This window comes from Maribacter sp. MAR_2009_72 (assembly GCF_007827235.1).
GTDB classification, from domain to species: Bacteria; Bacteroidota; Bacteroidia; order Flavobacteriales; family Flavobacteriaceae; genus Maribacter; species Maribacter sedimenticola.
Window position 1 is genome coordinate 3581437 of sequence record NZ_VISB01000001.1, and the last position, 25449, is coordinate 3606885.

The window sequence follows — 25449 nt, forward strand, 5'->3', positions numbered from 1 at the left end:
AATTTATTGTTTGAATTTATCCGTAAACTTCTTTCACAAAGTTTTCGTAAGTAACCTCTTTAACTTTAAGGTTTGCTTTTTCCTTATATAAATTCAATAATTTTTGACTCATTAATTGTTCAGAGAGTCTTTTGACTTCTTCCTGATTTCCAAGAACACGCGCAGCTATACTGTCCAATTCTTCCTCTTTAGGGTCCAATTGACCAAACTGAGCCATTTGCTGACGTATAAATCCTTTAGAAAACTCCTTTAATTCATCGAATTGGACTTGCAAATCGTTATCACGGATAATTTTACCTTCTATCAATTGGTAACGCAATCCTTTTTCAGATTTTTCATATTCCTCGGTAGCTTGCTCTTCCGTTAACGGCTCTTCACCGGTCATTTGTATCCACTTGGTCAAGAAACCTGTAGGTAGTTCAAATTTGGTATTCTCAATGAAATATTCCGTAACGTCGTTCAATAATTTTTGATCAGCTTGTTGTTCAAATTGTTTTTCTGAATCTTCTTTGATTCGTTCTTTCAATTCTTTTTCTGATTTTACCTTATCTGGACCAAAAAGTTTATCGAACAATTCTTGGTTCAACTCTGCAGCTTCACGTTCGTTGATTTCCGTAACCTTGAAAGTTACTTCAATATCTAGCTTTTCAGCTTTTTGCTTATCAATGCCTAATACACTTGCTAAGGTGTGATCTTCCTTGAACAACCCTTTTGTCTTTAAAGTCACCTCATCTCCAACTTTTTTTCCAACCAAAGCATCAACTGCTTTTTTGCTTTTAAGCTGATCTACCTCTAGCATAGCGGTAGTATTGATCTCTTCTTCTTCATTGGTTACGGAACCGCTTACCTCATCTTTTTTGCTGACCACATCTTTGCTTACAAGTTTGCCATACTGCTTTTGTATACGCTCAACTTGTTCGTCGATCATTTTTTTGTCGGCAACAATTTTATATTGGGTTATCGCTTTTTTGGTCTTTAAAGGAACTTCAAAGCTGGGTGCAAGTCCTAGTTCAAATTCAAAGGCTAATTCTTCTTGGTCCCAATCAAAATTATCCTGTTGTTTTGGAAGCGGATTACCAAGAACATCCAATTTTTCCTCGGTAAGGTATTTATTAAGGTTGTCTTGCAACAATTTATTCACTTCATCAACCAAAACGGCTTTGCCATATTGTTTTTTAATTAGGCCCATAGGTACTTGGCCTTTTCTAAAACCTGGTATATTGGCCTGCTTTTTATAGTCCTTTAATATGGTATCTACCTTGTCTTGGTAATCATCTTTTGTGATAGCAACTTTAACTACTGCGTTTAAATCGTCTATCTGCTCTTTAGTAATATTCATTCCTTAATATCTATTTGCATGTGTAAAATGGGATGCAAAAATACTACATTTTGTAAACTCAACCAATTTTTTAAAGTATTGAATTTCAAAAGAAAAGCAACTATGCGTTGTCTTCTTTGAGCAGTGTAAAAAAGATAGATTGTAAAAAGGAAAGTAAAAGGCTAAAAATCAAAGCCCACCATATATTACCTACGGCAAAACCGTCTATTAATTTATCTGCCAGTAAAATAATAATTGCGTTTATGATGAGTAGGAACAACCCTAGGGTAAGTATGGTTACGGGCAAGGTCAAAACCACTAGTATAGGTTTAACCAAAATATTCAATAAACTTAAGACGACCGCTACTATAACGGCAGTCATAAAAGTATCTACGGATACATTTGGTAGAACATGGGCTAAAATAAGTACTGCCAAAGCGCTTAAAAGTATTCTTAATATTAATTTCATAATGTTCTTGATTGTATGGGTAAAACTTCTATCCGTAATATAATAAAACTAATGTCAATACCTGTTACTCTTTATTAAAAAACACCAATGACTTGTTTAGGAATTGTGTTGGGTTTTCCGCATGTAGCCAATGACCTGCATTTTCTATAGTGTCTATTGTAGCCATAGGAAAATGCTGTTGAATTATTTCCGTGTCGGTATTGGTTACGTACTCAGACCGATCACCTCTCAGGAAAAGAGTTGGACCGTTGAAACTATCGGTGCTATTGATGTTGTCTCCAATTTCCTCCATTTTTTCACTTAGTACGGCCAAATTAAATTTAAAGCACAACTTTTTAGTATCATCCCTATCCAAGTTTTTTAGTAGGAATTGCCTAATACCTGGATTGGGAATATGTTTTTTTAATTGGTCATCTGCATCTCTTCTGGATTTTAAATTTGTGGTGTCTATGGCATTTAACGCATTAATAATATCTTGATGATGTGGCGGGTAAAATTTTGGCGCAATATCTGCCACTATTAATTTTTCCATGCGTTCTGGGTGCGAGCATGCAAATTGCATAGCTGTTTTACCACCCATGGAGTGACCAATTATATTGGTTTTATCAATGTTGTGGTGGTTGAGGTAATTTAGTAGGTCGTTAGATAGGATATCGTAGTTAAAATCTGGTGAATGAAAACTTTTGCCATGGTTCCGCTGGTCTATTAAATGAACATGGAATCCATTTTCCGCAAAAGAATTTCCCAGTGTTTTCCAATTGTCAAGCATTCCTAAAAATCCATGAAGGATACATAACGGACTGCCTTCACCTAAAATTACCGAGTTTAAAAGTTGTGTCATTTAAGTCTGTGTAAATACATGTTAACTACATTTTCCAATCCAAGATATAACGCTTCGCAAATAAGGGCATGCCCTATGGAAACTTCTTTAAGGTTTGGAATATTTTTGGCAAAATATTCAATATTGTCAAGGCTTAGGTCATGGCCCGCGTTAATTTCAACTCCCAATTCATTGGCTCGTTTAGCGGCAATGATAAAGGGTTCAATTGCTTTCTCCTTATTTTTTACAAATAAATCAGCATAACTTTCGGTGTAAAGCTCAATACGGTCCGTACCTGTAATTTTAGCTCCTTCAACCATTTTTGGGTCCGGGTCAACAAAGATAGATGTACGTATACCTGCCTTTTTAAAAGTACTGATGACGTCCATTAAAAAATCTTTATACTTTATAGTGTTCCAACCTGCATTTGAGGTTATTGCGTCCACAGAGTCTGGTACCAAGGTTACCTGTTCTGGCTTTATGTCCAGCACAAGGTCAATAAATTTTGTGATAGGGTTGCCTTCTATATTGAATTCTGTTGTGACCAATTGTTTTAAGTCCCTTGCGTCCTGATACTTGATGTGGCGTTCATCCGGTCTTGGATGTATGGTAATGCCTTGGGCACCAAAATCCTCCAAGTCTCTTGCAACCTTTAGTAAATCAGGAACATTGCCTCCCCGTGCATTCCTGAGCGTTGCTATCTTGTTCACATTAACGCTAAGTTTTGTCATTATATCGTATTTAACTTTTAGGAGCCTCAAAAATACGAATAAGGCACGCCTTTTGATATTATTAATTGTTATTTTGCGTTATATATAAGCCTATGCATATTCAAGAACATATTATTACCAACATTCCCGTATTCGAGATAAAGGACACTTTTGAAAAGGTGCTGGAGTTTTTTCAGGACACTACCTATTCACATGTTGCTATTGTAGAAGACGGTAGGTTTTTAGGTGTATTTTCTGAAAACGATACTGCGGCATTGCTCCCTAGTACAGAAATAGAACAGTTCAGGTATGAATTGGAAGGGTTTTTTGTGCGTAGGGACACCAATTGGTTAGACGTGTTGGAAAGTTTTGCAAGAAATGAAGCTAACCTTTTACCTATTTTAAGTGAGAAGGAAGAAGTGTTGGGATATTATGATCTAAGCGATATAGTTACCGTTTTTATTGATACCCCATTTTTTACAGACCCAGGTAGTATATTAGTGGTGGCAACAGGGATCAATGATTATTCGTTTAGTGAGATAGCGCAAATCGTAGAAAGTAACAATGCCAAGTTGATCGGCGGTTTTATAACCGATACCCAGAACGATGTTATTCAGGTAACGTTAAAGATTACTACCAATAACTACAACAAAGTAGTACAAACATTTAGAAGATATAATTACCATATATTATTTGGAAATAGTGACGACCAGTTTTTGGAAGATCTTAAAGATCGATCGGACTATTTGGATAAATATTTAAATGTCTAGTATGAAAGTAGCCATTTATGGTCAAACCTATCAAGATAATGCAATAGAATATCTAATTGAATTATTGGATGAACTAGAGCAAGTAGGTGCCGTTGTCGCTATAGAAGAAGACTTTTATGAATTATATAAAGATTGTGGGGCCTCAAAAGTTTATTCCACTTTTACCATAGATCATGGCCTAGACGCAACTTTTGATATGTTCGTAAGTTTTGGTGGTGATGGCACCATCCTTAGGGCTACGACATTTGTTCGTGATTTAGGCATTCCTATAGTAGGTGTAAATACGGGGAGGTTGGGATTTTTATCCACCTTTAAGAAGGAAGATGTCAGGAAAGTGGTCCAAGAGTTTAAGCAAGGTGCCTATACCGTTGTAGAACGTAGTTTGGTGCAATTGAATACCAAAAAATTGGATCAGGAATTTGGAAACCTTAATTTTGCGCTCAACGAAATTACAGTTAGTAGAAAAGATACTACCTCTATGATTACCGTAGAGACTTTTTTAAATAATGAATATCTAACATCTTATTGGGCAGATGGACTAATTATCTCGACTCCAACAGGTTCAACAGGGTACTCATTAAGTTGTGGCGGGCCGGTCATAGTGCCTACTGCAAAATCCTTGGTGCTCACCCCAATTGCACCACATAACCTAAATGCCAGACCATTGGTGATTTCAGATGATACGGTTATACGACTTAAGGTTTCTGGCAGGGAGGAAAACCATTTGGTGTCTTTGGATTCCAGAATTGCCTCTTTGGAGAACGGTGAGGAAATCACTATTACCAAGGCTTCCTTTACAATTAAAATGATCGAGTATACTTCAGAAAGTTTTTTGAAAACACTTAGGAACAAGTTGCTTTGGGGTGAGGATAGAAGAAATTGAACTTGGTTTAAAACAATAAATGACCTCAAACGCTGTTTATCCATTGAGAACAATTTTTTGTTCAGGAATCTAGGTAAAACAGGTTCCGGGCATCAACTGCAAATATTATTTTATGCGTTATATAGCGTTATTAATGCTACTATTTTCAATGAGTGGCCTGCATTCCCAAACTTATGAAGTGGGTGTTTTTGCTGGTGGCGCAAATACTATTGGAGATGTTGGAAGAACCAACTATATATTGCCATCCGATATTGCTCTTGGAGGGGTTTTTAAATGGAACAAAAGTAAACGTTATGCATGGCGGGCCAGTTTAATGTACGGTCAGTTCACCGCAGACGATAACAAATCTAGTTCTACGGCCAGACAACAACGTGGCTATGTAGTGGACAACCATATTTTGGAGGGTTCCGTTGGTTTGGAATTCAATTTTATAGATTACAACCTTCATAAATTGGGTCCGGCATTTACTCCCTATCTATACACAGGGGTGACCTATTTCAGGTATGACTATGAGTATTTTAATGGAGGTGTTTTACAGGAAATTAACCAAAAAGATGGTAGTTTTGCCGTGCCAATTACGGCGGGTATTAAGTATCGTATCAATCAGTTTCTTATTTTTGGGGCAGAAATAGGTGCTAGGTATACCTTTACGGACAACTTGGATGCCAGTAATCCACAAGGTTCCAATTATGAGGAATTTCAATTTGGAAACATTTTTAGTGATGACTGGTATGTTTTTTCTGGATTGACATTGACCTATACTTTTGGCAGAAAGCCTTGTATGGATTGTTTTGAGTAAATGAACATGAGCAATATAAACGAGATTGATAAATTAAACGTTCCTAAACATTTGGCCATAATCATGGATGGTAATGGCAGGTGGGCCAAGGAGCGTGGAAAGCTCAGGGTTTTTGGTCATGAACATGGCGTAAAGACCGTAAGGATAGTTGTCGAGGAATGCGCTCAATTGGGTATAGATTTTTTAACCCTATATACTTTTTCAACAGAGAATTGGAATCGACCAAAGGTTGAAGTGCAGACACTTATGCGCTTGTTGGTGTCGTCCTTAAAGAAAGAACTTAAGTCTTTTAACAAAAATAATATCCGTTTAAATACAATTGGGAATATAGAGGCCCTGCCGGGAAAAGCCTATAAGGAATTGATTGAAGTAATGGATCAAACTAAGCAAAATACAGGCATGACCCTTACCTTGGCACTTAGCTATGGGGCTCGGGAAGAGCTGCAGTCTGCGGTTAAAGCCATCAGTACCAAAGTTAAAAATAATATAATTTCAATTGAAAATATTGACGAAACCATTATAAATAACCATCTTTACACGCACAATTTACCAGACGTAGACTTGCTTATCCGTACTAGTGGAGAACATCGGATCAGCAATTTTTTATTATGGCAAATTGCATATGCCGAGTTATACTTTATTGATGTATTTTGGCCAGATTTTAGAGAACACCATTTGGTGGAGGCTATTAAAAATTACCAGAACAGAGAACGAAGATTTGGAAAAACTAGCGAACAACTCACTTAAAGATATGACCAGGTTCATATCCTTGAACCACATTTTATCCACCCTTTTATTTTTAATTTCCTTAACTACCTTAGCCCAGGAGACTTCTTATGAAGACGGCAAAAGTTATATACTAGGGGGATTGGAAGTTACCGGGCTGGAAAGTTATAACGAGCAGACGGTAAAGACTTATACCGGACTTAGGGTAGGGCAACCCATTACCTTGCCCGGGGAACAGATTAGTGAGGTCATTAAAAAATTATGGGGACTGGAGCTGTTCAGTGAAATTGAGTTTTATATTACAAATATAGTGGACAACAATGTTTTTTTGGAGCTTAATATCATTGAGCGCCCTACACTTACCAATGTTACGTTTTATGGGGTCAAAAAAGGGAAGGTAGAAGGGTTGATCAAGGATACCGATCTTAAGAAAGGTAAAAAGATAACGGAAAGTCTTATTTCCAATTCCAAAAACTATATCACCAATAAATATAAAAAACAAGGGTATTTAAATGCGCAGGTTAATATAGCGACAGCCAAGGATACTTCAGAGACCAACGCCCAGAGCATGGTTGTTAACGTAAAAAAGGGGGATAAGGTTAAAATACGGGAAATTGTATTTGAAGGTAACGAAGAGCTAAAGGATAAAAAATTACGAAAGGCTTTAAAAAATACCAAAGAGAAAAAATTTGGTCGGTTTTGGAAAAAATCAAAATACATTCAAGAAGACTATAAGGAAGATTTGGGATTATTGGTCGATAAGTTTGCCGAAAACGGTTTTCGTGATGCCAGGGTAATATCGGATAGTGTGGTCAAGGTAGATGAAAATAACATTGACTTGCATATAAAGGTTGAAGAAGGGGATAAGTACTATTTTGGTGATATTGATTTTGTTGGGAATACCGTTTATACCGATCGCCAATTAAATCAAGTTTTAGGAATTAAAAAGGGTGATACCTATAATGGGGTATTACTTAGAGAGCGTATAGCGGACAATTCCAAACCAGATCCATCAGATGTTACCAGTTTGTATCAAAATAACGGTTATCTTTTTTCTACTATCAATCCGGTAGAGATTTCAGCAGCCAATGATACCATTGATTTTGAAATTAGGATTATAGAAGGTAAGGAGACGTTTCTTAACCATGTAACGGTAAGCGGTAACGATAAGACCAACGACCATGTTATTTATAGGGAATTGCGTACCCGTCCGGGGCAAAAATACAATAAGTCGGACATTATTAGAAGTATCAGGGAGCTGGGTCAACTTGGATTTTTTGATGCAGAACAAATTACACCAGATGTGTTGAACGCCAACCCTAATGACGGTACCGTTGACCTTGCTTGGAGCTTGGTAGAGTCTGGATCTAGCCAGATAGAACTGCAAGGTGGTTATGGCGGCGGTGGCTTTATAGGTACATTGGGACTATCCTTTAGTAATTTCTCTATCCAGAATTTGTTTAAGGGAGAAAAGTATAAACCTGTACCAATGGGTGATGGGCAAACGTTTGCCCTAAGATTACAGGCAAGTAGAACGTTTAGGGTCTATAGTCTTAATTTTTCTGAGCCTTGGTTGGGAGGTAAAAAACCAGTACGTTTTAATTTAAGTGTATCCAGAACGCAACAATTTGCTGCATCCTATGGTGGCACCAATGGTATTACAGTGAATAAAGATCAGCAATTCTCCATCACAGGGGTTACAGCCGGTTTGGCAAAACGTGTTCAATGGCCAGATGATTTCTTTACTATTTCCCATTCTTTGGGATACCAGCTTTATGATTTTAGAAATTATAATATAGGCCTCTTCAATTTTGGTAATGGTAAAGCAAATTCCTTGGCATATACATTCGGAATTTCTAGAAATTCACAAGGTCCTAGCCGTATATTTCCGACCTCAGGATCTACTTTTGAGCTAACAGGTAAATTTACCCCTCCCTATTCATTGTTCAGCGACAAGGATTTTAAAGCACTAAAGGAACGCTCTGAAGAGTTAACCGAATTGCAGGCGGAAAGAAGAAGCCTGGGACAGACGTTAACTGCTAGTGAAGTCAAAGAATTGGAAAATTCCGATCAAGAACGTTTTAGGCTTTTGGAATATTATAAGATAAAGTTTAAAGGAGACTGGTACACGACCTTGGTAGATAAGTTGGTTCTAAGATCAAATGCCGAGTTCGGATTTTTAGGAAGTTACAACAGCGATATTGGCGATGTTCCTTTTGAGCGTTTCTTTGTTGGTGGTGATGGTCTAGGTAACTTTACTTTAGATGGTAGGGACGTAGTACAACTAAGAGGATATGATAACCAAGCCCTAACCCCGGTAGACCCAATTACCGGTGAGCAGGATGGAGGTTTGATCTACAATAAATTTTCATTGGAATTACGTTATCCATTAACTTTAAAACCTTCGGCGTCTATCTACGGACTTGCATTTTTAGAGGGAGGTAACTCTTTCAACAATTTTCAGGAGTTTAATCCGTTTCAATTAAAACGATCGGCCGGCGTGGGGCTGCGGATCTTTATGCCGGCATTTGGTTTGCTGGGTATTGATTTTGGTTACGGATTTGATGAAGATCTTAGACCGCAATCGGCAGGACAGGGTCCTAGCGGTTGGCAAACTCACTTCATAATTGGTCAACAGTTTTAATTTTTACGACAATATTAAATATCTTGCACACGCTAATCCTTTCATTTTAAAAGATTTAGTAGTTTTGGCACGATATTTTCTATAAGATTAAACGATATCAATGATGAGTACAAGAACAAACATCTTTTTTCTGGTAACGGTCATGTTCATGACCACAGTAGGATTGGCACAACGTGGCGTAAGGATAGCCTATGTGGATATGGAATATATCCTTGAAAACGTAGAGGAATACCGTGATGCTACGGAGCAGTTAGAGACTAAGGTACAACGCTGGAAGGTAGATGTTGAACAGAAGCAAAGCGTTGTTGAGCAAATGAAAAAAGATTTAATGGCGGAGAAGGTATTGCTAACTCCTGAGTTGATCGCTGAACGAGAGGAAGAGATTCAGATTTTGGAAAGGGAAATGATCGAGTACCAACAAGATCGTTTTGGGCCGCAAGGAGATTTGGTTTTACAAAAACGTAGGTTAATACAACCAATACAGGACCAAGTGTTCAATGAGGTACAAAAAATTGGGGCAAATAAAAAGTATGATTTTATTTTTGATAAATCTGCGGATGTCGTAATGTTGTATTCTGAAAAAAGACATGATATTAGCGATATTGTCTTGAGGGGAATAGCACGGACCAGAAAAGTAAGTGCTCCCGCCAAAAAAGCGAACGATCGGTTAGACGCTTTTGAAGATGAGGATGTGGTAGAGGAAGAAGAAATTAGCGAAGCGTTGCAAGAACGTTTGGACAAAGCTAACGAGGCTGCTGAGGTAAGGGAAAAGACTGCGGCAGATACAAGGGCAGAGCAATTGAAATTACGTGAGGAGCGTAAGAAAGCATATGAGGAGCGAAGAAAAAAATTACTGGAAGAGCGTGAAGCTAAAAAACAGGAAAAATTAAAAGAAAGAAATAGAGATACCGAAAAAGATGATAACGGTACTATTTAAATAGGTTTATTAACCATAAAATTAACACTCAAATTAGATTTAAATTAGAACTCATGAAACAAGTAAAACAAATAGTAGTAGCCTTATTGTTGTTCGTAGCAACGACAAGTTTCGTAAATGCACAAAGTAAAGTTGCGCATATTGATGTTACTCAATTATTATCGGCAATGCCAGAAATGAAAGCTGCCGAAGCAGAATTAAAAAAATTACAGGAAACCTATAATGCAGATATTCAAGCCTCAATGACAGAATTGCGTAATAAATTTACACAATACCAAAATGAAGCGGCCTCTAAGTCAAAAGAGGAAAATGACAAGAGAGCTATAGAATTGCAAGGTTTTGAAAAAAATATTGGTGAAGCCCAACAAGCTGCACAACAGGAATTTCAAAAGAAACAAGCAGAATTGTTCGCTCCTATTTCAGAAAAGGCAAAAGCGGCAATAGAGCAAGTAGCGGCTGCCCAAGGTTTTGATTATGTAATCGATGCGCAAGCCGGTGGTGGTTTGATCGTGGCAAAAGGGAAAGATCTTCTTCCAGATGTTAAAAAACAATTAGGTTTCTAAATAGAAGCCATGATAATAAAGAAAAAGCCATCTAATTTAGATGGCTTTTTTTATACTCCTATTTTTCTTTTGATATTTGTCCAGCGTAAGTTTCTGATAAACTTACCTTCTTCTTCTGTGACTATATAATTATTGTTGTTTCTACTGGCATATATGTAGCCGGCCATATTATTCCAGAATGATTTAATGGAATTGTTTTTTATGGCCATTTTCAAAGAAGCAATAGTTGTGATTATAAATCCATAACGCATGCTGTACATTGCTTTTCCTTGTAACCTTTTGGCTTTGGCGTTATATGCCTTTCCTGTGGGTCTTAAATGCTTAACCTTGAGTTCATCATCGGTATGCATTATAAAGCCGTTATATCGCGCTAATAATTCGTCTACAGTATCCCAGCCCATGGCATTTTTTAAGCCTCCTATTGCCTTGAAACATTCTTTGGAATATGCTTTTATGGCACCTCTAACGTGGTCTTTGTTCATAGGATGGTTAAGTACCCATTCTCCAGAACCTTGCTTTTCGTAAATAAAGCCACCGCATATTCCTATTTGGGGGTCGTTTTTAAAATGATTACTGATGGTTTCAAAATAATTTGTGGGTAAAATGATATCCGCATCCAATTTAACGATGAACTCATAAGCGTCATCCAAAATGGCCAGACCTTTGTTAAACGCATTGATTACTTTGCTTCCGGGCATATGCTCCGAAGAAGAAATAATATTCAATTTATAGAAAAATGAATGCTCTTGTACAAAACGATTAATTACAGTTTCCGTATTATCTGTAGAATTGTCATTGACCAGTATAACTTTTTTAGGAGATAATGTTTGGAGGGCGACAGCGGTCAGCGTCTGCTCTAAATAGGCATCTTCATTGTGAATGGGAATTACGATATAGTAGTCCATTTGAAAAAAATCTAGTGTTTACGGGTAGCGTAAACAATATAATATCTGGGGGTAAAATACCGCAGTAAAGGCCTTATTCCAAGTTTTTTAACCGGATTGGGCCATTTTTGGGAATCCTGAATTTCCCATCCAGCTTTTTCTAACAACCAATTAAACTGCCAATCTTCAAATTCATGGTAGTGCCTGTCCCATTTATCCGTTTTGCTTCTATAAGCGGGCGCAAACCATAGCTTTAATGGAATACTGGCAACAAGTTTATCTGCTTTTATGTGAGATAATACCGGTAATGGTGATAATAAATGTTCAAAAATTTCAAAAGCGGTAATTACATTAACTTCAGGGTTGAGTACAGCGGAGTAGTCAACATCCAAATCCTCACCTTTAGTATTATTAACGGTATAGCCATTATCTTGCATAATATGTGAAAACGGATTTTCAACGCCTAAATCCAATATTGTTTCACTTGTGTCAATGTGCTTTTGTAAAAACTGCAGCGTATGTCTAAATCGTTTATTGGGAAAGCTTTTTTCGTACATTTTAAATTCTGTATACCATTGCATTGACGTTCATGCCTGCGCCAACACTTGCAAAGATAACAACATCTCCCTTGGTAATACCGTGATTTTCCAATTTACCGTTTTTAACCATATCAAATAATGTAGGTATGGTGGCTACGGAACTGTTTCCGAGCTTTGATATGCTCATGGGCATAATATCTTTCGGCATTTGCTTACCGTATATTTTATAAAAACGTTTTAAGATGGCTTCGTCCATTTTTTCGTTTGCTTGATGAATGAATACTTTTTTTACCTCATCTATTGATATATTGCTTTTATTCAAGCATTCTGCCATGGCTTTAGGAACATGGGTCACGGCAAATTCATAAATTTTTCTACCGTACATTTTTATATAGTTGGCAGAATCATTGATTTCTTTGTTATATGTAGTGCCAAAAAATAAATAGTTGGCCTCATCAATGGCAAAAGTGGCAGATTCATGAGCCAATATTTCTCCACTGTTTTCTTTTCTTTCTACAATGGCCGCACCTGCACCATCTGAATAGATCATACTATCACGATCATAATCATCAACTACCCTTGATAAGGTTTCTGCGCCGATTACCAAACACTTATTGGCTATTCCACTTTTAATAAACGCATTTGCCTGAATCATCCCTTCTAACCAGCCTGGGCAACCAAACAAAAGGTCATAGGCAACACATTTTGGATTATTGATTTTCAACTGATGCTTTACCCGTGTAGCCAAACTTGGTAATGTATCGCCTTGTTTCTGACCATATGCAATGTCGCCAAAATTGTGGGCCACAATTATGTAATCCAGGGTTTCCTTATCAATTTGGGCGTCTTCAATAGCCTTTTCTGCCGCAAAATAGGCAAGATTAGAGGCAGTATATTTTTTATCCGCATACTTTCTTTCCTCAATCCCTGTTATGGCCTTAAATTTTTCAATAATGACCGTATTTTCATGATTAAACGTTGTGCCGTCCAAATTTAAAAATTGGTGATCGCTGAAATCTGAATTTTTAATGGTTTGGGATGGTATATAACTACCTGTACCGGTTATTGCTATGCTCATTGTGCTCTATTGGTTTATTAAGAAATTTAATCATCTGGATTTAATTATTTTATGCATGCATAATAAATATTACGATGTCCATTTGCCAATTTTCTAGTATACATACAAGAAAAAAGCCTCTTCAATTTTTTGAAAAGGCTTTGTAAAGTACTGAAAACATTACTTATTCTATATCTGCATAGGCCTCGATCGGAGCGCAAGTACAGATTAAATTACGATCTCCATAGGCATCATCAACTCTTCTAACGGCTGGCCAAAATTTATTTTCCCTTATATATGGCAAAGGAAAAGCGGCTTTTTGTCGTGAGTATGGAAAAGGCCATTCATCGCCAGTGGTCATATCTAAGGTATGTGGGGCGTTCTTTAGCACATTGTCAGGTTGCTCTTGGGAACTTTCGTCAATCTCAGCCCTTATCGATATCATGGCATCGCAAAATCTATCCAGTTCTTCAAGATTTTCACTTTCGGTAGGCTCTATCATTACGGTACCGGCAACGGGGAAAGAAACTGTTGGAGCGTGGAAGCCATAATCCATTAGTCTTTTGGCAATATCGGTAACTTCTATGCCGTTTTGTTTAAAGGGCCTGCAATCAATGATCATTTCATGGGCGGCCCTGCCTTTTTCCCCGGTATATAGCACATCGAACTTTCCGCTTAGACGTTGTTTGATGTAGTTTGCGTTTAAGATGGCAATCTTTGTAGAATGGGTCAACCCTTCTTCGCCCAGCATTTTAATATAGGCATATGATATTAGGCAAGCCAGAGAACTGCCCCAAGGTGCAGCGGATATGGCAGTAATGGCATTTTCACCACCGGTGGCTATTACGGGATTTCCTGGTAAGAACGGTACCAATTGTGGGGCAACGCATATTGGACCTACTCCTGGACCACCTCCACCGTGTGGTATGGCAAATGTTTTGTGTAAATTTAAGTGACATACATCTGCACCGATCATACCCGGATTGGTCAATCCTACCTGTGCATTCATATTGGCACCGTCCATATAAACTTGACCTCCGTGATCATGTATTAATTTGGTAATTTGCTTTATGGAGGATTCAAAAACACCATGGGTAGATGGATAAGTTACCATCAATGCGGCCAATTTGTCTGAATGTAGCTTGGCTTTTTCTTCTAGGTCCGCCACATCAATATTCCCTTTTTCATCGGTTTTGGTGACAATTACCTTCATTCCTGCCATGACCGCAGAAGCAGGGTTGGTTCCATGGGCAGAGGAGGGTATAAGACAAATGTTTCGATCGGAGTCTCCTCTAGATTCATGATATGCCCTTATGGCCATTAAACCTGCATACTCTCCCTGAGCTCCGGAATTGGGTTGTAGGGAAGTGTCCGCAAACCCTGTTATGATAGATAGGTCCTTTGCTAATTCCTTCAATACAATTTGGTATCCTTCAGCTTGTTCAACAGGTACAAACGGATGAATATTTCCCCAATGCGTCATGCTTAACGGTAGCATTTCCGTGGCTGCGTTCAACTTCATGGTACAGCTTCCCAAAGAAATCATACTATGGTTCAAAGCAAGGTCCTTACGTTCCAATTTCTTTATGTAGCGCATTAATTCCGTTTCTGAATGGTACGAATTAAAAACCTTATTTTCCATGAAACTACTGGTACGCTGTAAATGATCGGGAATATTGGTTTCCGCTATCAATTGTGTAACCTCAATTTTATTTTTTCCCAATGCTTCCGAGAAAATGGAAAGAATTTGATTAATATCCTTTATGGAAGTTGCCTCATTTACAGCTATTGAAATGGTTTCGTTGTCCACATATAAGAAATTGACCTCATGTTTCTCAGCAATGGGACGCACTAAATTGGAGTTGGTCTTTACGGTTATGGTATCAAAAAACGCCGTGTTCATTTGATAGAGGCCTAACTTTTCCAAGGCGTCTGTCAAGGTTACTGCTGTGGCATGTACTTTATTCGCAATATACTTTAATCCTTTAGGACCATGATATACCCCGTACATACCAGCCATTACGGCCAAAAGTACTTGTGCGGTACATATATTGGATGTAGCCTTGTCTCTTTTAATATGCTGTTCCCGTGTTTGTAGGGCCATGCGCAGTGCAGGTTTGCCATCCGTGTCCTTGGTAACTCCAATAATACGTCCTGGTATACTTCTCTTATAGGCTTCCTTGGTTGCAAAATAGGCTGCATGTGGACCTCCATACCCTAATGGAATACCAAACCGTTGGGTAGTGCCGACAACAACATCTACGCCAAATTCACCCGGAGGAGTAAGCGCCACTAGGCTCAGAATATCTGCAGCCACGGCCACCTTAATATCATTGGCTTTGGCCTTGGAAACAAAATCCGAATAATCATAGACCTGACCATATTTGCCGGGATATTGCAATAAGGCACCGTAATAGTCACTATCAAAACAGAACTCCTCATGATTACCGACCACCAATTCAATTCCTAAAGGTGTAGAGCGCGTTTTTAATAAAGAAAGTGTCTGGGGCAAGATTTCTTCAGAAACAAAGAATTTTAGGACTTCGTTCTTTTTCTGTTCCCTACTACGTACATCATATAGCATGGTCATTGCTTCCGCGGCAGCAGTACTTTCATCCAAAAGTGATGCGTTTGCCAGTTCCATCCCCGTTAAATCCGTAACAATGGTTTGGAAATTTAACAACGCTTCTAATCTGCCTTGGGCGATCTCTGCCTGATAAGGGGTATATGCCGTATACCAACCTGGGTTTTCAAGAATATTTCTTTTGATGACGGACGGTGTAAGACTTTCATGGTAGCCCAAACCAATATAGGTACGAAAAACCTTGTTCTTTTTGGATAAGGCCTCTATATGCGCCAAATATCTATGCTCGCTTAACGGTTCATCTAAAATTAAGGGTTTTTTAAGCCTGATATCCTCGGGTATCGTTTCATAAATTAGCTGTTCCAAATTATCGACACCTACGGTGTCAAGCATGTGTTTTAAATTTTCTTCCCTTATGCCGATATGGCGCAGTGCAAACACGTCAGTCTTCATAGTTAGTTTTGTTATATATGATACAAAATTACCAAATAAATATGGGTAATTTGACTGCTATGGAGTGCTATACAAGTAAAGTTTTTAACCAAAACTTAAGGTTATAAACACTTTAGCTACTTTTGTTCAATGGCTTGGTTCAAGAGAGTTTTTGATTTTTATCTAGATGCTAGTATTCATGTGGCATTTGCGGTATTGAGCCTTATGCATATAACGGCCCTAACGGTAAACATAAACGTTGATTTTCGCCTATATTGTTTTATATTTTTTGGGACTATTGGTTGTTATAATTTTGTGAAATATGGAGTTGAGGCCCATAAATATATCCTTGTAGCAAACAGATACCACAAGAACATCCAATTTTTTAGCATTATCTGTACGCTTATTGCAATTTACCATTCCTTTTTTTTATCGAAACAGGTTTTAATGGGGTTGCTTGTTCTGGGCGGGATTACGGCTCTTTATGCCTTGCCCGTTTTGCCCAGGCATAGAAACTTCAGAAGTCTAAGTGGACTTAAGATCTTAATAGTTGCTTTGGTGTGGGCCGGTACCACCGTCATATTGCCTGTTTATTCCGAAACTTCACAAATGAATTATGATATTCAACTTGAAACCGTACAGCGTTTTTTGTTGGTGTTGGTACTTTTGGTACCCTTTGAGATTAGGGATTTAAAATATGATCATGCAGATTTGAAAACGTTGCCACAACGTTTAGGTGTAGTAGGTGCAAGAAGAATTGGTTATGTATGGGTTTTACTTTTTTATACAATTACATTTCTTAAGTCCAATGTTGAGCCAACTTTGATTATTTCCAATACGGTTTTTGGGCTATTGTTGCTATTGGCTTTATATAGGAGCAAAAAAAATCAGTCCAAATATTATGCATCATTTTGGGTAGAGGCCTTGCCTATAATATGGTGGAGTATAGTGGTACTTTTAAATAAGACCACTAATTCTTTGTAGGTAACGATTCTTTCATTTTGCGTTTATCCTCTTCGGACAAAGCGACTAAATTGGCTTTATTGCAAAGCGTGGTCAACTTTTTGTTTTGCTTACTATGCTTAGTACAGGCCTTGCACATTAAAATATGAAACCTTAACGAAATGGTTTCCCAAAATGAAGCCTCTTTATATTGAGCCTTATTGCAAATGCACGCTGCCTTTTCACATGAAATCATCATAATTAAAACCAATTTTGATTTAAACAACCCATCAAACCAGTTCTGGCCCTATGTATCATTACCCATAAGTTAGACGCATTTATGCCCAATGCATTACAAATATCTTCAGTTTCCATACCTTCTATTGTTTTCATGGTAAAAACTTGTGCTTGTTTTTTGGGTAGTTTGGCTATACATTTTTGAATGGCAAGTCCTAATTCTTCATTTTCCAGCGCATCGTTTTCAAAATTGCTATTGGGGTCGGCTATGCGCTCTTCAAGCCAATCTCCTTCGGCATCGGTCTGTGCGCTGTAGTTCATTCTCACCTCGGCCTTACCTTTTTTGGAATTTATCTTACGGTAATGGTCTATGACCTTACGTTTTAAAATGGCAATGAGCCAGGTGCGTTCTGCCGCATCACCCTTAAAATTCTTAGCGGACTTTAAACCCGCTATAAAGGTTTCCTGTACCAAATCTTTGGCAATTTCAGCATCATTTACCCTAGCAACGGCGTAATTGTATAAATAATCCGCGTAAAGATCTACCCAAGTGTCCGGATGAAGTTGATGTGTTTCCATTTTTTCTATTGCCTATCAAAAATAGAGTAATTTTAGGGATTATGATTATTTTTGAACTCAATCCTATCTCTTATGAAGAAAATTGTATTTGTATTGTTATTGGTCATAGGTCAAGTAAGTTATGGTCAAATAACTTCCCAGCCAATATCTGATTTTACGTTTTCCAATGCGGAAAATGTACTTTTGCTGGACGTAAGAACCCCTCAGGAATATAAGGATGGTCATATTAACGGGGCAATCAATATTGATTGGTTCTCAAAAGATTTTAATGAAAAGGTCAAAAACATTGATAAGAATATAACCATTTATGTTTATTGTAAAAAAGGGGGTAGGAGCCTAAAGTCTCAAGAACGTTTGGCTTCCTTAGGTTTTACAAAAGTAATCAACCTTGAAGGCGGCTTTGATGATTGGCAAAATGATCAACGTTGAAAAATAAAATTTTGTTTAATTACAGCCCTTACCATTAAAATTGGCCAAGAAAATTCCATGGCCATCTCAGAGCAATATTTCAATTAAAAAAGATGGTCGTTTAATTGATTATAATTTACCGTCTTCCTCCAATTGCGCAAGGATATTCTTTAATTGGGTCTCCCTTATAGGCTTTATGATATAATCTGAAATCTGACTTATTTTCTTTGCACGCTCAATATCAACTTCATCTACAGAGGAGGAAACCATATAGATAATTATCTTTTTTCCTACTTTAGGATGGATCTTTACATATTCTTCCATAAACTGGAAACCGTCCATCACGGGCATATTTATATCAAGAAAGATGATATCTGGCAATTCTTTCTCGTTGCTGAGATTATCCAACATAAAATCCATAGCTTCTAAACCATCTTTAAAAGCAATTATTTTTTTAACCGAATTAAAGGCCTTTAGTGTAGCTGCCATTGTGAATTGATAAATTTCATCATCATCCACTATACAAATGTTAATGTTGTTATTCATAAGTTGTGAGTTAGTTTAGTGTTACGGTAAAAGTTGAACCTACATTTACTTCACTTTGTGCAGAAATGGTTCCACCCATAGCTTCAACCTGTGCCTTTGTCAAAAACAGACCAATTCCCTTGGCATCTGGATGTCTGTGGAATACTTTGTTCAAACCGAACAACTTATCTCCATGTTGCTTTAAGTCTATGCCTATACCGTTGTCCTTAAACGATAGGTGAACCTTGCCATTAGCTTCCTTGGACTCTATTTCTATTTCCGGCACACGATCCTTAGATTTATATTTTATGGCATTCCCTATCAAGTTAAGAAAAATACTTTCTAAATATATCTGATTGTACACTATTTTGGGAACATTGGTAAAATTACATTTTATAATTGCGTTGGTCTGTATGATCTCTGCAGCCAAAATTTCCTTGGTTTTGTTCAGGGTTTCATCAAAGCTTAATTTTTGAATGGATTTGTTGGCCTCATGCTTTACCTTAAGCGACTCTACTAATGTGTCCAGTGTTAAGGTAAGATGATCTATTACAATTTCAAATTTCTGAAAAAGTTCCTCTTTTAAATCCTCATAAGTGGGGTCCTTGAACATTGATAACAAGGCATTTAAGTTACTTACCGGTGACCTTAGATTATGTGATGTAATATGATTGAATTCTGCCAACTGCTTGTTTCTGGCGGTAAGTTTTATTTTGGATTCCTTCAAGTTGTTATTTGCCTTCAATAACTCAATTTCATTTTTAATGATATCTGTTATATCTAGTGTTGTACCTATAAATTCAACTATATCTCCATTTTCATTTATTATAACTTCAGCTGAAAGCTCTAAGGTCTTTATTGCTCCATTTTTGCAAATTCTTCTATGCCTGAATTTTGGAAATTTTTTGGTAGCTATTCCCAATTTCATAGCGTCTTCGCAAGTTTTTTTATCATCAGGGTGAACAAGTGACAGTACAATTTCACTATTTAATTTTGTGTTAGGGTCAAGTTCAAGAATAGTATATAAGTTGTCTGACCATATATGTTTATCTTCTTCAATCTTCCAGGTCCAATATCCCATTTTAGCAATTTGGGAGGCCATGCTCAAAAGTTTGTTCTTGTTTCTTAATTCTTGTTCCCTATCAACTCTATCGGTTATATCTTGTATAACACCGCTAAGGATTTGTTGCTTGTTTTTTTCATTTGGGGTGATGTATTGGCCAAGAACCTCCAAAACTTTTATTGTTCCATTGGGTAACAAAATGCGGTATGAATATTTTTCAAATACCCCCTTTTCCATGAACTTGTTTACGTTCTGGTTTATTTTCTCTAAATCTTCTGGGTGAAAACGTGCAGAAAATAATTCCATACTCATTTTAGTGCCAATTTCGTATTCAAAGATTCTATATAGATTTTCTGACCATATAAATTCATCCTTTTCTGGTGTCCATTGCCAAAATCCGATTTTTGCTATATTTTCAGCTAATAATAAATTTTGATTTTTTTGAGTTAGTTCATGTTCTGTGGCTATACGATGCGTTATATCTTGTGTTACCCCAATTAGCTTAACAATATTACCGCTATCATCACATTCTACTTGCCCCAATACCTCCAATGTTTTTATTGCACCCTTGGGTGGTATGATTCTGTACGTAAACTTCTTGAATTTTTTTGTCTCGAATAAATCCATGGTAACCTGCTGCACATGTTCCTTGTCATCTGGATGAACACGGCTTACCAATAGTTCTAGACTCATTTCAATGCCTACTTCTAGACCAAAAATTTTATAGAGATTATCTGACCATATAAATTTATCATTCATGGGTTTCCATTCCCAATACCCCATTTGGGCAATCTCTTCGGCAAAGTTTAATTGCTTGTTTCTTTGTAATAATTCACGTTCCGATAGTTTACGTTCGGTAATATCAAACACAGTTCCTAAAATGTTTGTCAATTTACCGTTGCTAAAAGTTGGTTGGGTCGTACATTGAACAATGCGTTTATTTCCTCTGGCGGTAGTGATTTCGTGTTCAATCTTTTGTGGCGTATCATGTTTGAGTGTATCTAAATGCCCTCTTTCCAGTTTGTCATTGGTAGCACCGGCTCCGGTAAAGCAAAAAACGTTCTGTATGGTTGGTGTAAAGTTATCATCAACTTCATATATCTCCCGCATAATGTCATTCCAATAAATATCTTCCGTTAAGGCGTCAAATTTAAAAACACCTATTTTACCTAATTGGTTGGTATATTCCAGGAGCTCAAGTAAGCTAGAATTTTCAACTTGCTTCTCTACCATATTCTAATTTTGAAATTTTATACTTTTTGAAATAAATAGATGATGATATGTGCGGGCAGGAAAAATGAGAGGCATATTGTACGTAATAGGTTACAATATATAGATTAAATGCTTGATTTGAAATAAGTTTTGATAAAAAAATGGTTTGGCGCATATAGGAGGGTGCAACGTATTGGATAAAAAAAACCTTCTGTATTAAACAAAAGGTTTACAAGTAATTATTGGAGTATAAAAATTTCTATAATTATAAAGAGCCTTAGTCCCCTAAAATCATTTTGTTGGCCAAATATGTTTTTATTTCTATTTCGGTAAGGCCTTCTGGCATTTCATTTGAATAGGCAAGTTTTAAAATCTCCTTTTCCAATTCTAAAAAGTCATGCTCCTGACTAATATTGGAACACATAAAGCTATTCTCCGATTCACATTTATCAGAATGTCCAAACCCTAAGGCATGTCCTAATTCATGTTTAAGCAATATGGAGCTTGTGGTTGAGACCCAGATTCTACTATTACTCAAAACCGAACTGTTATTGGCCGTCATTGCATACCCAGAATACGTTTTGCCATGTACAATCTCATACATATCCGCCCAAAGGTTTTCCAGTTCTGATGTTTCTCCAAGATAAAGGTGGGCATTGGCACTTTCCTCTGTTGATACAAGGGACAAACTAAAACTACTTTCCTCAAATATGATATTGAATTCTTCCAAGACATTTTCTATATCTGCTTTGGCCGACGTGGAAATTGAACCATCCAAATAAATGTTCATAGGTGTTTGCCAACGGCTACTGTTTTCAAGTGGGGTGTGGGTTGGTGATTGCCACAAGGTTAGGTACATAAAATAATCTATGGTATTTTTTTGTTCCTGTTCAAGAAGCATATACTCATCAATGTCGTTAATTGTTACGTCATAGGTTTGCTGGGAAATATCCGTACCATCAAATACAGAGACCGTGAACGATAGACTGGTCGCAGTCTCAAAATCTAATACCAAACCTTCACCAACGGTAACCTCACCAGTTTTTTCATCAATATTTATTAGGCTACCGTCTTCTATCTTAAAGGATAACTCGTCATTGTCAGCATCCGTTGCCACAATTGTGCCAATAGATGTACCCGTGGCGGAATGTTCATCTACCGCTAAAGACTGGGTGGCTAAAATGGGAGATGTGTTAGTGGATTCTTCTAGTAGATTCTCTGAGAAAAGCTCGGCATCGGTGCTGCAGGACCAAAAAAGTACTGCGGCCATCGGTATAAATAATTTACGCATTATATAAATATTTGCTTTTGAATTTTCAAAATAATTCAACTGCATCAATACGTAAATTTATTGTTGTCATCTCCTCTTCCGGTAAGGTCTAGCCCTTAAAATAAGTTGTTAAGGGTAATCAATGAAAAGGTTATAACAATCCGGCCCTTTCCAACAAAGCCTCAACCTTTGGTTCTGCTCCCCTAAATCGTTTGTAAAGTACCATGGGGTTTTCGGTTCCTCCTTGAGAAAGAACGTGGTCTTTGAATTTGGTAGCTACTTCTTTATTGAAAATACCTTTTTCCTTAAAATATGCAAACGCATCTGCATCTAACACTTCTGCCCATTTATAACTATAGTACCCTGATGAATAACCACCTTGAAATATATGTGAGAACGCTGTGCTCATACATGTTTCCGGAGTTTCAGGGTATAAGTTGGTATTTTTGAACGCTTCATCCTCATGCTTTTTAACATTGGAAATTTGGGTAGGGTCCCCACCATGCCAAGACATGTCCAATAAACCAAAACTTAATTGACGTAGAGTCTGCATTCCTTCTTGAAACGTAGCGGATTCCTTTATTTTTTCAACCAGTTCCATAGGTATGGTTTCTCCGGTTTCATAGTGCTTTGCGAACAATTCCAGCGCTTCTTTTTCATAGCACCAGTTTTCTAAAACTTGGCTAGGCAATTCTACAAAATCCCAAAATACCGAGGTGCCGGAAAGGCTAGGGTAGGTAGTGTTCGCCAACATACCATGAAGCCCATGGCCAAACTCATGGAATAAAGTAGTAACCTCGTTGAAGGTTAGTAATGATGGTTTGCTCTTTGTAGAAGGGGTAAAGTTGCAGACATTGGAGATGTGCGGCCTTACATTTTCTCCATTGCGTTTCCATTGTGATTTAAAGGAGGTCATCCAAGCACCCCCTCTTTTGCCTGCCCTAGGATGAAAATCCGCATAGAACAAGGAAATAAAGTTATTGTTTACATCAAAGACCTTATACGTTTTTACTTCATTATGGTATCTGTCTACATCTTCTACTTCCTTAAACTGCAGGTCAAATAATTTTTCGGCAACTTTGAAGACACCGTTAATGACATTTTCCAGTTTAAAGTAGGGTTTTAATTTTTCATCGTCCAAATTAAATAACTCCTGCTTTAATTTTTCGGAATAATAGCTGCCATCCCATTTTTCCAGGCGGTCAATAGCATCCATTTTTTTGGCAAACTCTTCTAATTGCATGAATTCGCGCTCTGCCGCAGGTTTCGCCTTGTCCAAGAGTTCGTTTAAAAATTCATGTACCTTTTCAGGCGTTTCTGCCATACGCTCCTCCAAAACAAAATGAGCGTGTGTTTTGTACCCAAGAAGGTTGGCTCTTTCAAAACGTAATTTTGCTATTTCAAGGACATTTTCTTGATTGTCCAATTCATCGTTGTGAAATCCTTTACTGCCAAAAGCCAATGAAAGCTTTTTGCGTAATTCCCGGTTTTTGGCATATTTCATAAACGGTATATAGCTAGGGTAATCCAAGGTGATCATCCAACCATCTTTTTTTCCTTTTGAAATTGCCAATTGTGCAGCTGCTTCTTTTTCGCCTTCGGGTAACCCGTCTACATCAGCTTCATTCGTTAAATGTAACTGATATTTGTTGGTCTCCGCTAGAACGTTTTCACCAAATGTCAATTTTAACTTTGCCAGTTTTGCATCTATTTCTCTTAAACGTTTCTTTTTGTCTTCAGATAAATTGGCTCCGTTTCTGCTAAAACTTTTATATTTTTTATCTAAAAGTGTATGTTGTTCCACAGTTAGGTCCAAATTGTGTTTTTGGTCATAGACCGCCTTAACCCTTTTGAACAAAGCTTCGTTTAAAGTAATGTCATTGCCAAATTCTGATAATAACGGGGAAATTTCTTGAGCTATTTTCTGGATTTCCTCATTGGTTTCCGCAGAATTAAGATTAAAGAAAACACTAGAAATACGGTCTAATTGCTGACCGGCAAACTCTAGCGCCTCTATGGTGTTTTCAAATGTAGGGGTATCTGTATTTTCGGTAACAGCATCTATTTCCGCTCTTGCATCTTCAATAGATTGTAGAAAGGCAGGCTTAAAATGCTCATTTTTTATTTTTGAAAATGGTGCCTGATCAAAAGGTGTAAGAAGTGGATTTTGCATTGTTTTACGTGTAATTTTAATTGCTTAAAAATTCTTTCATAGCGATGGCATCACTTTCTAAAAATTCCGAACCATCAAAATAAATGTATCGCCATTTTATATCAGTGGTGTCCATGTCAATTTGCCAATTATTATTTCCTCCAATTAATTTTATCTTTCTTTTTTCGGTACTAAGCTGTTCAATTTCAAAACTGTCTACCAACATCATTAATTCACTATCATACCACATTACGTCATCAATAAAGACAAAATAGTTCTCGTCACCCATTTTTTCCTGTAATTGTTTAGTTACTGTGCTATCTGGAGAAATACTAACCATTGTTGGTTTGCTTACCTGAATTTCTTCAAAACCTTGGTTGGATTGGCATGAAGTAATGAGTATTAGAAGCAAGATAAGGTAAGGCTTCATATCTATTTATTGTTTACTGCTTTTGCACCGTCAATAACTTTTTGCTTTAATCCTTCTTTGTACAATATAATCTTGTCCAATACACATTTATCTGAACTGCCAATAATCTGTGCCGCTAAAATACCTGCGTTTTTAGCGCCATTTAGAGCTACGGTAGCCACCGGTACACCGCCTGGCATTTGAAGAATGGATAATACGGAGTCCCAACCATCAATAGAATTGCTACTTTTTACCGGAACCCCAATTACGGGTAGGGGCGACATTGATGCGACCATACCGGGCAAGTGAGCGGCACCACCGGCACCGGCAATAATAACGGAGTAACCATTAATATGTGCGTTTTTACTGAAGTCAAATAATTTTTCCGGTGTTCTGTGGGCGGAAACGATATCAACATCTACTTCTATATCAAAACCTTTTAATATGTCTATGGCTTCCTGCATTACGGGCATATCGCTGGTGCTGCCCATTACTACGGCTACTTTACTCATTTTGT

Annotated in this window: 25 protein-coding genes; 9 read left to right on the forward strand and 16 right to left on the reverse strand. The window is 37.4% G+C overall.

Going from position 1 to position 25449, the window contains the following annotated elements:
• Positions 1-16: 16 nt before the first annotated feature.
• The 4 genes from tig to JM81_RS14975 form a co-directional block, all read right to left on the reverse strand.
• Positions 17-1339: a trigger factor gene (tig, locus tag JM81_RS14960; protein WP_144804606.1), complete on the reverse strand. Its 1323-nt coding sequence runs from the start codon at positions 1337-1339 to the stop codon at positions 17-19.
• 100 nt (positions 1340-1439) lie between these two features.
• Complete coding sequence (locus JM81_RS14965; RefSeq protein WP_089259389.1) at positions 1440-1787, reverse strand: phage holin family protein; 348 nt, start codon at positions 1785-1787, stop codon at positions 1440-1442.
• A gap of 64 nt (positions 1788-1851) precedes the next feature.
• Complete coding sequence (locus JM81_RS14970) at positions 1852-2628, reverse strand: alpha/beta fold hydrolase (protein ID WP_089259390.1); 777 nt, start codon at positions 2626-2628, stop codon at positions 1852-1854.
• Positions 2625-3338, reverse strand: a complete 714-nt coding sequence (locus JM81_RS14975; RefSeq protein WP_144804608.1) for a pyridoxine 5'-phosphate synthase — start codon at positions 3336-3338, stop codon at positions 2625-2627. Before JM81_RS14975 ends, JM81_RS14970 begins: the two co-directional genes overlap by 4 nt.
• Before the next feature lie 92 nt (positions 3339-3430).
• Between JM81_RS14975 and JM81_RS14980 the strand changes: the two genes are divergently transcribed.
• The 7 genes from JM81_RS14980 to JM81_RS15010 all read left to right on the forward strand — a co-directional run bounded on the left by JM81_RS14980 (position 3431) and on the right by JM81_RS15010 (position 10639).
• Positions 3431-4087 carry a CBS domain-containing protein gene (locus tag JM81_RS14980; protein WP_089259392.1) on the forward strand — a complete coding sequence of 219 codons (657 nt, stop codon included), beginning with the start codon at positions 3431-3433 and terminating at the stop codon, positions 4085-4087.
• Position 4088: 1 nt separating this feature from the next.
• Positions 4089-4970 (forward strand): NAD kinase, encoded by an 882-nt coding sequence (locus JM81_RS14985; protein WP_144804610.1) that lies wholly within the window; start codon positions 4089-4091, stop codon positions 4968-4970.
• Between the two features lie 112 nt (positions 4971-5082).
• Complete coding sequence (locus tag JM81_RS14990) at positions 5083-5769, forward strand: DUF6089 family protein (protein ID WP_144804612.1); 687 nt, start codon at positions 5083-5085, stop codon at positions 5767-5769.
• 6 nt (positions 5770-5775) lie between these two features.
• Positions 5776-6516: an isoprenyl transferase gene (locus JM81_RS14995; RefSeq protein ID WP_144804614.1), complete on the forward strand. Its 741-nt coding sequence runs from the start codon at positions 5776-5778 to the stop codon at positions 6514-6516.
• 4 nt (positions 6517-6520) lie between these two features.
• On the forward strand, positions 6521-9139 hold the full coding sequence (locus JM81_RS15000) for an outer membrane protein assembly factor (RefSeq protein WP_144805664.1): 2619 nt from the start codon (positions 6521-6523) through the stop codon (positions 9137-9139).
• Positions 9140-9242: 103 nt separating this feature from the next.
• Complete coding sequence (locus JM81_RS15005; RefSeq protein ID WP_089259396.1) at positions 9243-10076, forward strand: OmpH family outer membrane protein; 834 nt, start codon at positions 9243-9245, stop codon at positions 10074-10076.
• 53 nt (positions 10077-10129) lie between these two features.
• Positions 10130-10639 carry an OmpH family outer membrane protein gene (locus JM81_RS15010; RefSeq protein WP_089259397.1) on the forward strand — a complete coding sequence of 170 codons (510 nt, stop codon included), beginning with the start codon at positions 10130-10132 and terminating at the stop codon, positions 10637-10639.
• A 50-nt stretch (positions 10640-10689) separates the two neighbouring features.
• On the opposite strand, the gene JM81_RS15015 is transcribed toward JM81_RS15010, so the two are convergent.
• The 4 genes from JM81_RS15015 to gcvP form a co-directional block, all read right to left on the reverse strand.
• Positions 10690-11544, reverse strand: a complete 855-nt coding sequence (locus tag JM81_RS15015; protein ID WP_144804616.1) for a glycosyltransferase — start codon at positions 11542-11544, stop codon at positions 10690-10692.
• Positions 11545-11555: 11 nt separating this feature from the next.
• Positions 11556-12080, reverse strand: a complete 525-nt coding sequence (locus JM81_RS15020) for a class I SAM-dependent methyltransferase (RefSeq protein ID WP_144804618.1) — start codon at positions 12078-12080, stop codon at positions 11556-11558.
• Between the two features lies 1 nt (position 12081).
• On the reverse strand, positions 12082-13140 hold the full coding sequence (locus tag JM81_RS15025) for a 3-oxoacyl-ACP synthase III family protein (RefSeq protein WP_144804620.1): 1059 nt from the start codon (positions 13138-13140) through the stop codon (positions 12082-12084).
• 163 nt (positions 13141-13303) lie between these two features.
• Positions 13304-16156 carry an aminomethyl-transferring glycine dehydrogenase gene (gene gcvP / locus JM81_RS15030; RefSeq protein WP_144804622.1) on the reverse strand — a complete coding sequence of 951 codons (2853 nt, stop codon included), beginning with the start codon at positions 16154-16156 and terminating at the stop codon, positions 13304-13306.
• 129 nt (positions 16157-16285) lie between these two features.
• On the opposite strand from gcvP, the gene JM81_RS15035 reads away from it, so the two are divergent.
• Complete coding sequence (locus tag JM81_RS15035; RefSeq protein ID WP_144804624.1) at positions 16286-17119, forward strand: hypothetical protein; 834 nt, start codon at positions 16286-16288, stop codon at positions 17117-17119.
• On the opposite strand, the gene JM81_RS15040 is transcribed toward JM81_RS15035, so the two are convergent.
• Positions 17106-17336, reverse strand: coding sequence for a hypothetical protein (locus JM81_RS15040; protein ID WP_315897755.1), 231 nt, complete (start codon positions 17334-17336; stop codon positions 17106-17108). The two genes, JM81_RS15035 and JM81_RS15040, sit on opposite strands and share 14 nt — an antisense overlap.
• A gap of 2 nt (positions 17337-17338) precedes the next feature.
• Positions 17339-17893, reverse strand: a complete 555-nt coding sequence (locus JM81_RS15045) for a sigma-70 family RNA polymerase sigma factor (RefSeq protein WP_089259402.1) — start codon at positions 17891-17893, stop codon at positions 17339-17341.
• A gap of 72 nt (positions 17894-17965) precedes the next feature.
• On the opposite strand from JM81_RS15045, the gene JM81_RS15050 reads away from it, so the two are divergent.
• Positions 17966-18322 (forward strand): rhodanese-like domain-containing protein, encoded by a 357-nt coding sequence (locus JM81_RS15050; RefSeq protein WP_144804626.1) that lies wholly within the window; start codon positions 17966-17968, stop codon positions 18320-18322.
• A 108-nt stretch (positions 18323-18430) separates the two neighbouring features.
• Here the strand turns inward: JM81_RS15050 and JM81_RS15055 are convergent, their stop codons facing one another.
• The 6 genes from JM81_RS15055 to purE form a co-directional block, all read right to left on the reverse strand.
• The gene (locus tag JM81_RS15055; protein ID WP_144804628.1) at positions 18431-18847 is read right to left on the reverse strand and encodes a response regulator; all 417 of its coding nucleotides are present in this window, start codon (positions 18845-18847) and stop codon (positions 18431-18433) included.
• 10 nt (positions 18848-18857) lie between these two features.
• Positions 18858-21122, reverse strand: a complete 2265-nt coding sequence (locus JM81_RS15060; protein WP_144804630.1) for a PAS domain-containing sensor histidine kinase — start codon at positions 21120-21122, stop codon at positions 18858-18860.
• Positions 21123-21378: 256 nt separating this feature from the next.
• The gene (locus tag JM81_RS15065; protein ID WP_144804632.1) at positions 21379-22392 is read right to left on the reverse strand and encodes a hypothetical protein; all 1014 of its coding nucleotides are present in this window, start codon (positions 22390-22392) and stop codon (positions 21379-21381) included.
• A 130-nt stretch (positions 22393-22522) separates the two neighbouring features.
• Positions 22523-24544, reverse strand: a complete 2022-nt coding sequence (locus JM81_RS15070; RefSeq protein WP_144804634.1) for a M3 family metallopeptidase — start codon at positions 24542-24544, stop codon at positions 22523-22525.
• A gap of 16 nt (positions 24545-24560) precedes the next feature.
• The gene (locus JM81_RS15075; protein WP_144804636.1) at positions 24561-24953 is read right to left on the reverse strand and encodes a hypothetical protein; all 393 of its coding nucleotides are present in this window, start codon (positions 24951-24953) and stop codon (positions 24561-24563) included.
• 2 nt (positions 24954-24955) lie between these two features.
• Positions 24956-25444 carry a 5-(carboxyamino)imidazole ribonucleotide mutase gene (gene purE / locus JM81_RS15080; RefSeq protein WP_089259409.1) on the reverse strand — a complete coding sequence of 163 codons (489 nt, stop codon included), beginning with the start codon at positions 25442-25444 and terminating at the stop codon, positions 24956-24958.
• Positions 25445-25449: the final 5 nt, after the last annotated feature.